General features: G+C 63.3%; 12 protein-coding genes. 7 read left to right on the top strand and 5 right to left on the bottom strand.

The genetic code is table 11. The annotated features are described in order from the left end of the window. The first annotated feature begins 2 nt into the window (after positions 1–2). From QM797_RS00330 to QM797_RS00320, 3 genes are all read left to right on the top strand, one after another. A complete protein-coding gene (locus QM797_RS00330) occupies positions 3–1,586 on the top strand; it encodes a GMC oxidoreductase (protein ID WP_283273146.1) in 1,584 nt (527 codons plus the stop codon). 76 nt (positions 1,587–1,662) lie between these two features. Continuing rightward, complete coding sequence (locus QM797_RS00325) at positions 1,663–1,908, top strand: DUF3263 domain-containing protein (protein WP_283273145.1); 246 nt, start codon at positions 1,663–1,665, stop codon at positions 1,906–1,908. Positions 1,909–2,348: 440 nt separating this feature from the next. After that, on the top strand, positions 2,349–3,368 hold the full coding sequence (locus QM797_RS00320; protein ID WP_283273144.1) for an SGNH/GDSL hydrolase family protein: 1,020 nt from the start codon (positions 2,349–2,351) through the stop codon (positions 3,366–3,368). Positions 3,369–4,149: 781 nt separating this feature from the next. On the opposite strand, the gene QM797_RS00315 is transcribed toward QM797_RS00320, so the two are convergent. From QM797_RS00315 to QM797_RS00300, 4 genes are read right to left on the bottom strand one after another with little or no spacing between them, the layout of a single operon-like run. Beyond that, entirely contained in the window at positions 4,150–5,184 is a 1,035-nt protein-coding gene (locus QM797_RS00315) for an ABC transporter ATP-binding protein (protein WP_283273143.1), read from the bottom strand. Next, positions 5,181–5,969, bottom strand: coding sequence for an ABC transporter permease (locus tag QM797_RS00310; protein WP_283273142.1), 789 nt, complete (start codon positions 5,967–5,969; stop codon positions 5,181–5,183). Before QM797_RS00310 ends, QM797_RS00315 begins: the two co-directional genes overlap by 4 nt. Then, positions 5,966–6,805, bottom strand: a complete 840-nt coding sequence (locus QM797_RS00305) for an ABC transporter permease (protein ID WP_283273141.1) — start codon at positions 6,803–6,805, stop codon at positions 5,966–5,968. Before QM797_RS00305 ends, QM797_RS00310 begins: the two co-directional genes overlap by 4 nt. After that, on the bottom strand, positions 6,802–8,040 hold the full coding sequence (locus tag QM797_RS00300; protein ID WP_283273140.1) for an ABC transporter substrate-binding protein: 1,239 nt from the start codon (positions 8,038–8,040) through the stop codon (positions 6,802–6,804). The genes QM797_RS00305 and QM797_RS00300 overlap by 4 nt, the downstream gene beginning before the upstream one ends. A gap of 160 nt (positions 8,041–8,200) precedes the next feature. Between QM797_RS00300 and QM797_RS00295 the strand changes: the two genes are divergently transcribed. From QM797_RS00295 to QM797_RS00280, 4 genes are all read left to right on the top strand, one after another. Further along, positions 8,201–8,860 carry a hypothetical protein gene (locus QM797_RS00295; protein ID WP_283273139.1) on the top strand — a complete coding sequence of 220 codons (660 nt, stop codon included), beginning with the start codon at positions 8,201–8,203 and terminating at the stop codon, positions 8,858–8,860. A gap of 13 nt (positions 8,861–8,873) precedes the next feature. Then, entirely contained in the window at positions 8,874–9,344 is a 471-nt protein-coding gene (locus QM797_RS00290; RefSeq protein ID WP_283273138.1) for a hypothetical protein, read from the top strand. A 158-nt stretch (positions 9,345–9,502) separates the two neighbouring features. Continuing rightward, positions 9,503–10,171 carry a TVP38/TMEM64 family protein gene (locus QM797_RS00285; RefSeq protein ID WP_283273137.1) on the top strand — a complete coding sequence of 223 codons (669 nt, stop codon included), beginning with the start codon at positions 9,503–9,505 and terminating at the stop codon, positions 10,169–10,171. Further along, positions 10,168–10,779, top strand: coding sequence for a CDP-alcohol phosphatidyltransferase family protein (locus QM797_RS00280; RefSeq protein ID WP_283273136.1), 612 nt, complete (start codon positions 10,168–10,170; stop codon positions 10,777–10,779). The genes QM797_RS00285 and QM797_RS00280 overlap by 4 nt, the downstream gene beginning before the upstream one ends. Here the strand turns inward: QM797_RS00280 and QM797_RS00275 are convergent. Continuing rightward, positions 10,751–12,214: a dihydrolipoyl dehydrogenase family protein gene (locus QM797_RS00275; protein ID WP_283273135.1), complete on the bottom strand. Its 1,464-nt coding sequence runs from the start codon at positions 12,212–12,214 to the stop codon at positions 10,751–10,753. The two genes, QM797_RS00280 and QM797_RS00275, sit on opposite strands and share 29 nt — an antisense overlap. Positions 12,215–12,228: the final 14 nt, after the last annotated feature.

Here is a 12,228-nt window from a genome sequence, read left to right as displayed (position 1 = left end):
GCATGACACTCACATCACGACCGATCGACCGGTATGCGCCGCTGCGTGACGGTGCGGTAGTCGACGCATCCGGAATCGACACGGTCACTGCCGATGTCGTCGTTGTCGGTTCAGGGATGGGCGGATCGACGCTGGCCTACGCGCTTCGCGAATCGGGACTCGACGTTCTCGTCGTCGAGCGCGGCAAGTTCCTCCCGCGCGAACCCGAGAACTCGATGCCGGAAGAGATGCACATTCACGGTCGCTACAAAACAGCGGAACCGTGGTTCGATGCACGCACCGGTGAGCCGTTCCACCCCGGTACCTATTACTGGGTCGGAGGCAACACCAAGTTCTACGGTGCAAGCCTGCCGCGGTTCCGCCGTCAGGATTTCGGCGAGATCATCCATCATGACGGCACGTCACCGGCGTGGCCGTTCACTTACGACGATCTCGAGCCGTTCTACGTACAAGCGGAGAAGCTGTTCCAGGTACACGGAACTACCGATGAAGATCCGACGGAACCGGTGCACTCGGAGCCGTACCCGCATCCACCGTTGGAGCACGAGCCGACGATCGAGAGATTCGCCGATTCGCTGAAGAAGCAGGGACTGCACCCTTTTCACACCCCGAACGGAATGAATCTCGATACCGAGGCACAGCGTCGAGCATCTACCGCCTCCGATGGCACTCCATCCGAATCCGATGTCAAGAGTGAGGCCGAGAATCGAGTCCTCCGGCCGGCGTTGGAAGCGAAGAATGTCCGCCTGCTGATCGAAGCGAAGATCACTCGGTTGCTCACATCCACCGACGGCAGAACGATCGTCGCCGCCGAGGCGGACTTGCACGGCCGGGCGATTCGCATCGAAGCCAAGCAATTCGTCGTGTCGGCAGGGGCAGTCAACTCCGCCGCGCTGTTGCTTCGGTCGGCGACAGACCAGCATCCGGACGGACTGGGCAACTCGTCCGGGCTCTTGGGCCGGAACTACATGGTGCACAACAGCACGTTTTTCATCGGGATCGATCCCCGCCGTAAGAACACGACAGCATGGCAGAAGACCCTCGGTCTCAACGACTGGTACGCCGCAGGTCCCGACAACGAATACCCGCTCGGAAACCTGCAGATGCTCGGTAAGCTGCAGGGAGCCATGATCAAGAGTGCACGATCATGGGCACCCATGTGGGCACTCGAGATGGCCACGCAACGCAGCCTCGACATCTATTTGACCACCGAAGATCTTCCACGACTGGACAGTCAGGTAACTGTTTCGGGCGACAAGATCTTCGTCAACTGGCGACCGAACAACGTCGAACCACACCGCGAACTCGTCGAACGCGTGACCAAAGCGGTGCGCAAAGCCGGCTACCCGATCGTGCTCACGCAACGCATGGGAATCGAGACCAACTCCCACATGTGCGGCACCGCAGTTGCCGGCCATGACCCATCGAGGAGCGTCCTCGACGCGAACTGCCGCAGCCACGATGTCGAGAACCTGTGGATGGTGGATGGCTCGTTCTTCCCGTCATCCGCCGCACTCAACCCGGCACTGACCATCGCAGCCAATGCGTTGAGAGTCGCTCCTAGCATCGTCGCCGCAACTCACTGAGCACGAAACCACGTCGACAGAGGGCTGAGATCCATACCGGGTCTCAGCCCTCCCCTCTACGAAAGGGAACAGGCGAATGGACAAACGGGACCAGAACGACACAATTGAGAGATTTGCACGGCGTTGGGTCGACTTCGGTGGCGGTCCCGACGAAGAAATCTTCGTCACTTTCGGTATCACACCGGTGACATACTTCGAGCGGTTGTCCACCCTCCTCGGCAAAGAACCGGAACGATTCGAGGAGAGACTGTTCGAACAACTGCAGCAACTCTGCCGGTACCGACTTGCAAATCGCCACAGCCGAACTCAGACACTGATGTGAACGCGCCCCAATCTCAGACGCCGCCGCAGACATCACGCGTACAGGCGACCGATCGTTGATGCACGCTTCAGCAGCCGACGCGAGGCAAACGAAGAATTCGCGCATCCCTAGGCAGGATCGATGCTCGGAGTCTGTGAAGTCAGAGCACTGACACGGTCCGTACACGTCGAGGAATGCGACTGGACCGTACACATCGAAAATGCGGTGAGAGTGCAGCCTCCGTAGCAGTTGTCGACTATTCGACGAACACAATCCACCTCGCAGACAAGGCCGCGTTCTCAGCATTTGGGTCAGTTACGTAGCCACCACACGAAGAGGCCATCCCCACCGCTTCGCCCAATTTCACAGCGCACCGACAACGAACTGCACCGCTGGAGAGAGGCATCTCGATGTTCGGCACCCGAGGTGCGATCGCACAGACACAAGAGATCGGAACAACAATGACCATCAAGCTCAAATCCATTGTGCTCATAGCTACCGCGATGTTTGCCGCCACGGCATGCAGTGGGACCACGAAACCGACCGAGAGTGCACCCACCGCTGCCAGCGATCAGACCACGGTTCGTGAAGCAGTGTTCTTCGGTGACAGCCTGACAGATGCCGGCACCTACGGATTCAGATTCACGACCAATCCTGGACTCAGCTGGGCGCAGATCGTTTCCGAGCGGCTCGGCCAGCCAACGGGTCCAAACGTTCATGTCGATGACATCGACACCGTCTACCAAGGAATTCCTCCGCTCGAGGGCCCCGGCGGCCTGAACTACGCGCAAGGTGGAGCTCGGGCCAACGCCCCGTACTCATCAGTGTCGAACAACCCCGAAGGTGCGCCATGGTCCACCGCAGTCCAGGTCGATCACTATCTAGCGCAACGGAAGTCATTCGCACCCGATCAACTGGTGACCTTGTTCGTCGGCACCAACGACGTCGCTTACCATTACGATCCGTCCAAAAGTCCACTCGCCGAACAACTGCGAGCCGACGAGGATCCAGACTCAGACCAGATGCGGCTGGAGATCACCCGAGTGGAAGCGGCAGCAGACGACGCTGCAGATACAGCAGAGACCATCATCGCCAACGGCGCGAAACACCTCATGGTATTCGAACTGTACGACCTCGATCAGGCACCGTGGTTCAAGACCGCAGCTGCTCGCACTTATATTCGGACTCTGACCGATGCTTACAACAAGCAACTCACCAGTCGGGTGGAGAACTTAACGGGTGTGTCGGTGATGGACACCGGAGCGTTCATCGACAATCTTATCGATAATCAAGACCGATATGGCTTCCAACACGGCGTGAACGAAGACGCATGCCGGGAGGTTGACCAAGACTATTGCGATTCCACCACGCTCGTGTCTTCAGGCGCTGACCAGAGCTACGTGTTCGCGGGAAGCGTTCACTTCACCACGAAAACGAATCAGCTGATCGCTGATTGGGTCACGGACGAGGCTATGCGATAGGGCGTGCTGGTTGCCCACCATCAAGAGCGATTTGATCGGGCTCAATGCGTATCGAAATAGTTCATCCACCGCAGTACGTCGTCGAACAGATGGATTCACGGTGGTCCCAGGCTGGGACTCGATGACACAAGGTGACACAACTGGATCCACACGACGCTGGACTCCAATCCACATGGTGTCGGTTCGGGTCCGGGTCCCACGGGGGGCTCGGAAGTTAGTGGAGGAGAATAGGGGCCGGGTCGGCGGTGAGATTGCTGCGAGGTGCCTGAAGAGCACCACGGTGTGCATGACTGCCTCGACGCGGGCGGGGGGCGTGGCCTGAGCTGGTCAATACTGCTGTGCGCCGCGATCGCGCTCCTCTCCCGCCGGAGGACAGTGGGAAGCCCCGAACGATCTGCCAGTCACGTCGGAACGTTCGGTGTTACGCAGCGGATCTGTCGCGTAGGCAACGGATTCCTCTCAGTTCCTTTACACACCTCGCGTGGGTGAGTGATCTGTTTCGATACCTCATGACTGATACTCGACTTGACACGAAATCCGGGCGCACCGTTGGTGAGAAGGTTCAAGTTCGACGCGACGCCGGCATGGTCGGTGGAACGGTCGTCGCCTGAGCGTCAAACAATCGACTTCACGGCCTCGCGGCGCGAACCAGACCCGCGTCGACGACCGAGTACTCGCGTCAAGATCTCTTGACGGTGCGGTATTTGCAGTTTGAATAGGTTGGGTGATGTGGGCACTACAGCCGGATCCCGGAGCGCGAGAACTGTGAACAGTCACATCCTCAACCCGTGACAACAAACCTCGCCCCATCCGGAATCTCAAACCCCACGGCGTCCCCGACCCGCACCGCAGATCCCGCCGCCAGCTCCACCTTCAGAACTGTCGATCCCACGGTGACATCGGCGATGCTGCGAAATCCGGTCGGCCGCAAACCAGACACAACCCCACGAATCCCGTTGTCATTCAGACTGATCAGCTCATGTCGCAGCAGCAACACCGCTGGCCCCGCCGCAATTCCAGTGACCCCCTCGACCTCCAGCTCCCCGAGCTCGGAGCGATGAACCCCAACCCCATCCCACCGACCCTCGATTTCGTTCATCCCACCCATCAGTCGCGACACTGCCAGCGTGCTCGGTCGCGTGTACGCCGTCGCGATATCGGAGTGATGCTCTAATCGGCCGTCGATGAGCACCGCCACCGAATCGGCCAGCACCGCCGCTTCCTGCTGGTCGTGGGTGACGAGCAGCAGAGTCTGATCCAGTGAGGCTCGCAATTCGCGCACCAGATCGTGCATCTCGGTGCGCAACACCGGGTCCAGGGCGCTGAAGGGCTCGTCCAGCAACAACACTCGCGGGGAACCAGCAAGCGAGCGCGCCAACGCCACGCGTTGCGCCTGCCCGCCCGACACTTCGGACACTGCTCGGCCCCCGATGTCACCGAGATGGACCAGGTCGAGGTACTCCCGGGCACGTTCGCGCGACCGCTTGCGACTCTCCCCGGCAGCGCGGTAGGCGAAGCCAATGTTGTCGAGTACCGACATGTGCGGGAACAACATCGGACGCTGGAACACCATCCCGACCCCGCGGTTCTCGGCCGCAACACCGTTCACCTCGCGGCCGTCGATGCGCACCGTGCCGGCGGTGGGTGAATCGAGGCCGGCAATGAGCCGCAGTGCAGTGCTCTTGCCCGAGCCCGACGGCCCGAGAATCGCCGTGCACGACCCCGGCGGCACGGTGAGACCCAGTGAGTCGAGTGCCGCAACCAATTGACCGGCATGGACTTTCGTGAGTCCGTGTACGGACAGTTCGACGCTCATCGGGCACTCCTACGACGCAACCGGGCCAGCATGAGCACCAGTAACAACGGCGGTACGACGGCGGCGACCGACAATGCAGCCACCACCGAATCGTTACCGGTCCCGGCAGCGAACGAGGCGACGAGAATGGGCACGGTGACCAGTCTGCCTCCACCGATCAGCAGGGTGATCACATAGTCGCTCCACGCCACGAGGAACGCGAGCAACGCCGCACCCGCCAACGCCGGAGCCAACAGCGGAATGCGAATCCGCCGCAGAACCATGGCACTCGACGCGCCGAGCGTTCGCGCTTCTTGCTCGTAGCCGATGTCGTACGCGCCGAATGCCACTCGCATCAGATACGTCGTATATGGAATGGCCGCAACGGTCAGCAATGCGATCACCGCCACCGTGCTCGGAATGCGTGAGCGCAGCACCAGGACATCGAGCCCCAAGGCCACGGCAAACGGGGGCAGGGCCAGCGGAGCGAAGAGGACCGCAGCTACGAAAGCGGGGAAGCGCACAGTACCGTTCACCAGTGCGCGAGCGGCCAACGCGCCCAATGGTGTTGCGATGGCGGCGACGGCGAGAGCGAGTATGGTCGATCGCACGAACGCATCGGCACCCCCGGCGTCGAGGGCGCTGCGGACGCCGTCGAATCCCCATTCCTGGGGAACCGAACCGGGAAACGACCAGCGATTGCTGAGGGCCCACAAGACAACCGGAATCAGCGGCAGTAGGAACCACAGGACCAGAACGGACCTGCCGACGGCAGGAAGGACCTTGTTCACTTCCACCTTGTTCATTTCCACGCTGCCGATCTGCGCAGATAGTGCAGTGCCGCCGCGGCCACGACCACCGTCAGAGCGGTGGCGATCGTCGCGGCAGCTGCTGCCTGTGGTCGCGTCTCGAGATCGATCGAGGTGAACAGACGAATTGCCATCACCGACAACGGCTCCGGATACGGTCGACCCAGAATGCGGGCCACCTCGTACGATCCGACGGTGTAGGCGAACGCGATGGCCGCCGAGGCGATCAGCGCGGGCCGAGCCAACGGCAGCGTGACCAGTCGCAGCCGAGCCCACCGGCCTGCGCCCAGGGTGGCGGCCGTCTCGTCGAAAGCGGCTACTCGGGTGGCGAGTGTTCCCGCCACCACGACGGCCACGAAAGCCGATTCCTTCCAGGCATATTCGGCGACGACGGCGATCCACCACCGTCCACCCACCAACTCCGGCCAGCCACCGTCGGTCATGCCGAGAATACGAGGCAGCATCCCTGAATCTGCCAATAGCAATGCCATCGCCGCGGCCCCGATCAGGTGCGGCACCGTGACCGTCAAGCCTGCAGCGACCAGCGCGGCGCGTCCACCAGACAAGGCCGTCAGCGCCGCGGCAAGCCCGATCACCGTGGCCAACGCCGTCGAGACGATGGCAATCGACAGTGTCAGCATTACCGAGCGCCACAGGTCACCGCCCAGCGCGGAGTATGCGTCGACCGACAATTCGGGGGTTCCGACCAATGGCATCAGACCCAGGCTCTGCAGCACCACGGTTCCCAGACCGCCGCCGACGACCAGAACGACCAAGACGACGGCGGGGAGCACCGCCGCAGTGCCGCGAAAGCTCTTCGTGGACGCGCTCACTGCCCGGCGAGCACGCTTCGTCGCCAACCCTCGTCGAGTGGCGACACCCAGTCGGCCGAGAGCTCGGGGTGAGCATTGGCCGACAGCTCGTCGTAGGAGGGGACGACATCCGACGGTGCCAGACCGTCGAATCGCGCCCGAACATCGGCAGGCACCTTGTCGAGATCGAGCACGGTGAACTGACCCCACACGTCCGGCGTCGACGTCGCGAGTTGTTGCTCTGGCGACAGCGCGAGATTGGCAACCACCTGTGCCGCGGCCGACTTCCCCGACGTCGACGGAATGGCAAGGAAACTCGCATTCCCGACGGTTCCCTCGTCCAGAGTCAGGACGCGGGTCTCCGGCCGGAAGGTGCCGTCGGCGACGAGTTTCGGGAGGGTCGCGGGGCCGTACGTCATGGTCATGTCGACCTGACCGCCGGCGTAGAGGGCGTCGAGCTCGGAGGAAGACTGCGGATACGTCGTTCCCTCGCGCCACAGTGATGGGGCGAGTTCGTTCAACTGATCGAACAATGCCGGGGCGAGTCGGTCGTAGGAGTCCTGATCGAACTGCGCGGGAACCTCGTCGACGCCGCCGGAGGCATTGATCAACGCCTCACGCACGAACACCGAGCCGGTGAAGTCCGGGGGAGCGGGGTAGGTGAAGCGGCCGGGGTTTGCCTTCGCCCAGTCGAGGACGCCCTCGAAGGTGGTCGGCGGGTTCGGGATCGCCGCCGCGTTGTAGACCAACGTGAATTGTGCTTTGAACCAGGGGGATTCGCAGTTCTCGACCGGGGTGCCGAAGTCGTCGAGCAACAGCGGATCCTCGGGATCGGTCAATTCCCTGTTCGGCAGATTCTGCGTCCAGCCGCACAGCCACGCGCCGGCCTGCTTACCGGTGCCGAAGTTCGCGCCGTTGACCCACACCAGGTCCACTTCGCCGTCGGTGACCCCGGCCTGTCGCTCGGACAGGATGCGGTTGACGGCATCGGTGGTCGATTCGACCGGCACACGTCTCAGAGTGACGCCTTCCGCGGCGGCAGCAGGTGTGAGCACGTCGTCGACATACGCATTGCCCTGCTCGTCGCCGCCGTACATCCACAGCGAGACGGTCTGCCCCTGCGCCTGCTGTTGGATCTCGCTCCAGGACTGCGCCTCGGCAATCGGTGCTTCCGAATCCGGCGCAGCACAGGAGGTGAGCAGCAGCCCCGCGCTCGCCGCAATCGTTACTGCGCGCCGTAAGGAGCGAAACTTCAACGGACGGCCTCCTGGTTCACGGGAACAGACGTAAGACGCTGCGTTCACCACCGTAATCGGTCGAAGAGGGCATCCGCCGACGACGGGAGCCCGGAGCGGATGGCGTTGTTCCTCGCGTTGGGCTTCCGGTCGTTGTCCGATTCGGTGAGAGACTGCTTCGGTGATGCTCAGAGAACCCAGAGAGATCGATTGGTTCCTGCTCGCGGGTGTGGTCACGGTAGCGGAGGCCCAACAGCTCCAGTCCCGGCCGGCGCATCGGTCGGTGGCGCGGGATCTGCGCGACAACCTGCTTATCGACCTGTGTGCGTACCCGCTCGGAGAAGCCGGACCCCGATCAGGACTGGTCGAGTTGGAGGTGTTCCGTAGTGCGATCGAGCGGGAACGCGCCGTGTGGGAGCGAGAACTCGACGACAGAGTCGGTCGGCACATGATCGACGTCGCAGGCACCGTCACGCGAGAGTCCCGGGAACAAGGCCGCTGGGACATGCTCCTGCCGCTGGGATTGCCGTCGATCAACCGCTGGCAGGCGGCGATCAACGTCCTCACACGCGTGGTCAGTTCGCGGACGGTGGACGGATTGCTGCACCCGGTACTTGCCGCCAATTGGTTGAAGAACTGGCCCATCAACGAGCCGTCGAACGATCCCACGCTTCCTGGTATCCGCACGATCTCGTCCGCTGGCGACCTCTTCACCCTCTGGCAGGACGACCGAACTCACCGAAGCGCTGTCGAGCAGCAGATGATGGCTACTTTTCGCACTGGAACGTGGCCGTCACGGCGACAACCCATCGTGCGGTCAGTGCCCGTCCGGCCCCCGTGATCGGATCATCGCTATGACCTGGCTTCGTGGACGTCCGCGGCGGATGTGGAGCCTCGCGGCAGTCGTCGTCGTGGTTGTGGCTCTCGGGCTTTGCGTTCCACCGCTCTATCGTTCGATATCCGAGCGGTCGGAGCGTCAGGCCGCTGCGTCGATGGCAGTGAACCTCGGTTTGGACCTGACAGATGACGACACGATCTTGTACTCCGAGGTGTTCAGCTCGTTTCCTGATTCTTCGGCGTATTTGATAGTCGAGTCGAGTTCGGCTGCACGGGCCGAGGAGCTCCGACGGGCTTCGGGGCTGACGTTGTGTGAGCCCAGAAACAGCTACGAATTCAAGCAGACGCCGACGGAATACCTTCCGGATTCGCAGGCTGCTCTCACGTATTGCGCGTCTCGGGTGACGGGACACGGGTTTCTCAGTGCCGTAACGACTTCCGTCCCAGAATCGAATGCTCGAGCCTACATCTGGGTCATCCAGATGTAACGGAGAGCTGCGAGGAGCTGTCCCACCCCACGGGACCGACGACTGCACATCACTCGAAGCGCTGCTGCCGAATGGCGGAGTGCGGATCGCCCGCCCAGGGAACTCGGGGACGAACTTGTGCACAATGGATCCTGACCGCCGGACGAGAGGCACACACCGTGACGCAGGACCGCCCGACGCGTAGTCGCCGAGGCACCACCCTGAAATTGCTCGCGGCTGCCGTGGTCGTCATCGCTGTGGTGATCGTGCTCGGTACCGTCGACCTACCCGACCCGGCGTTCATCCGTGACCGAGTGGCGTCGGCCGGGCCGTGGGGCATCGCGCTGTTCGTCGTGCTCTATGCCGTCCTGTCTGCCACCCCGTTCCCCGCCAGCACGTTGACCATCGCGTCGGGACTGCTGTTCGGATTGGCGGTGGGCGCGACCGTCGTGGTGTTCGCCGCCACGATGGGGGCCTATCTCGGGTATTGGGGAGCGCGGGCGCTGGGACGCGGCCAGGTGGCCCGAACGGAATGGGACAGGCTCCGCCGGCTCGACGCCATGCTCGGACGACGCGGATTGCTGTCGGTACTGCTCGTGCGTCTGGTGCCGCTGCCGTTCTCCTTGGTCAACTACGCGGCCGGAGTCAGTGCCGTGGGGCAACGTGACTATGTGGTGGGCACCATGATCGGCATCGTGCCCGCGACCGTCGCCTACACCGCGCTCGGGGCGTACGGAACGTCTCCGCTGTCGTGGCCTTTCGCCATCGCACTGCTCGCCGTCCTGGCGATCGCGGCCGGCTCGGCTCTGTTGGCGCGACGTCTCGGATTGACCGGAGCTGCCGAATGATCGACAGCTATCTGCGCCGCCACCTCGAAGCTCCACTCGATCGCTGTGCTCGCGCCCTCGACCGCCCCGCGATCACCCCGGACCGGATCACCGCCGCTGGACTGGTGCTCGGCCTCGGTAGCGCACTGGCCGCCGGCCTGCAGTTCTGGCTGCTCGCGTTGGCGTTGTGGATCGTCTCCCGCATCGCCGACGGCCTGGACGGGCCGCTGGCGCGCAGGCGGTCGACAACCGCTGGGGCAGGCGGATTCTTCGACATCACCGCCGATTTCGTGGTGTACGGCACCACCGTGGTGGGCGTCGCGGTGGGTGCCTCGGCCGCGTACGACGCCCCGTGGTGGCCGTTTCTGCTGGTGCTGTTGGCGTACTACATCAACGGCACCGCGTTTCTGGCGTTCTCCTCCATCGCCGAACGCAACGGCCGCACCATCGACGACGGCCGCTCGCTGTCCTTCCTCGGAGGACTGGCCGAGGGAGCCGAAACCATTGCAGTACACAGTCTGTGGCTGCTGCTGCCCGGTATCTCATGGCAGATCGCGGTGGTCTGGGCGGCGGTGGTCGCGGTGAGCTCCACCCAACGGATCATCGCCGGGTATCGCGCGCTCTCCTGATCCACGCACCGCGCACCTTCGCCAGTGCGGCGGTTGCTCGAGAAATCACCGGAGAACCCAACTGCGACTTCACGTCCGCTATCGCCGCGTTCCATGGCCCGTCGTTGTACGTCGGATACGGATGCGTGGCTCCGGCGAGATCTCGGGTACGCAGGCCCTGCTCGATGGCGATGATCAGCTCCCCGATCGTCTCGCCGGCCCGCGGTCCCACCACGCAGGCTCCGACGATGCGCCGCTTGGCGTCGAGCACGAGCGTCGTCGATCCGTTTGTTGCCCCCTCGGTGACGGCACGATCGACGTGATGGTGCTCGAGCATCTGCAGCCGCAAACCGCGCTCCCTCGCGGTCCGCATATCGATTCCGGCCGAGGCGATCTCGGGATCGGTGAACGTCACCCGTGGCGTTCCCGTCATACTCACCTTTCGGTTCAGACCGAGTGCCGCGTTGCTCGCGGCCAGACTGCCGTGCACACCGGCGGTGTGCGTGAACTGCGGATGTCCGGTGAGATCTCCGGCCGCCCAGATGCGGGGATTGGTGGTCCGCAGATGCTCGTCGACTTGAACGAACACGTTGTCGTCCAATTCCACACCGGCCGTGTCCAAGCAGAGGGACGCGGTACGCGGAGTCCGCCCGGTGGCGACGAGCACCCGATCGAATGCGATGTCTACGCCCGTGTCGGTCACGGCCGTGCCGTCCTCGATGCGCACGACGGCGGTGGAGGTCAGGACGCGCACACCCTCGTCTGTCAGTGCCTGCGTCAGAATCGAGGTCGCCGTTTCATCCTCGCGCGGCAGGATCGTGGCCGACCGCCCGACCAGAGTCACATCCGACCCGAGACGCGAAAATGCCTGCGCCATTTCACAACCCGCCGACCCGGCACCGACGATCAGCAGTCGCTGCGGCAAGTCCTTCAGATCCCACACGGTGTCGCTGGTCAAGTAGTCCACGTGCTCGATGCCGTCGATCGCCGGCACCGTCGGATGGGCTCCGGCGGTCACGATCGCCTGGCCGAAACAGAGCGTCCGCGTACCGACGGAAACGGTGTTCGGACCGGAGAAGACTGCGTCGCCGTGGATCACATGGACCCCGGCCTCGGTCAGGGCCTCCGGTGAATCGATCGGCGCGATCTCGGCGATCGCACTGTGTACATGCTGCATCACGAGCGCGAAATCCACGCTCGGTGGCTGGGTGACGATGCCGAACCGGGACGCGGATCGAACCGTCTGTGCCACCGAAGCCGCCGCGAGCAGCGCTTTCGACGGCACGCATCCCGTCCACAGGCAGTCGCCGCCGGTGCGGTCCCGCTCGATCAACACGACGCGAATGCCGAAGCTGGCCGCGGTCTTCGCTGCCACGATGCCTGCGGTGCCGCCGCCCACCACGACCACGTCGGCACGGTTGTCGGGCACACTGGAAGACGAACGACGAATTCCCATACCTCCCACTATGC

Source organism: Rhodococcus sp. IEGM 1381, assembly GCF_030056795.1.
Classification (GTDB): domain Bacteria; phylum Actinomycetota; class Actinomycetes; order Mycobacteriales; family Mycobacteriaceae; genus Rhodococcoides.
This window is presented reverse-complemented; position numbering and strand designations above follow the sequence as displayed.

Excerpts from the sequence above, each read along its gene's own strand:
- QM797_RS00330 (WP_283273146.1), top strand. The coding sequence starts at position 3 with ATGACACTCACATCACGACCGATCGACCGGTATGCGCCGCTGCGTGAC.
- QM797_RS00325 (WP_283273145.1), top strand. The coding sequence starts at position 1,663 with ATGGACAAACGGGACCAGAACGACACAATTGAGAGATTTGCACGGCGT.
- QM797_RS00320 (WP_283273144.1), top strand. The coding sequence starts at position 2,349 with ATGACCATCAAGCTCAAATCCATTGTGCTCATAGCTACCGCGATGTTT.
- QM797_RS00315 (WP_283273143.1), bottom strand. The coding sequence starts at position 5,184 with ATGAGCGTCGAACTGTCCGTACACGGACTCACGAAAGTCCATGCCGGT.
- QM797_RS00310 (WP_283273142.1), bottom strand. The coding sequence starts at position 5,969 with ATGAACAAGGTGGAAGTGAACAAGGTCCTTCCTGCCGTCGGCAGGTCC.
- QM797_RS00290 (WP_283273138.1), top strand. The coding sequence starts at position 8,874 with ATGACCTGGCTTCGTGGACGTCCGCGGCGGATGTGGAGCCTCGCGGCA.
- QM797_RS00280 (WP_283273136.1), top strand. The coding sequence starts at position 10,168 with ATGATCGACAGCTATCTGCGCCGCCACCTCGAAGCTCCACTCGATCGC.
- QM797_RS00275 (WP_283273135.1), bottom strand. The coding sequence starts at position 12,214 with ATGGGAATTCGTCGTTCGTCTTCCAGTGTGCCCGACAACCGTGCCGAC.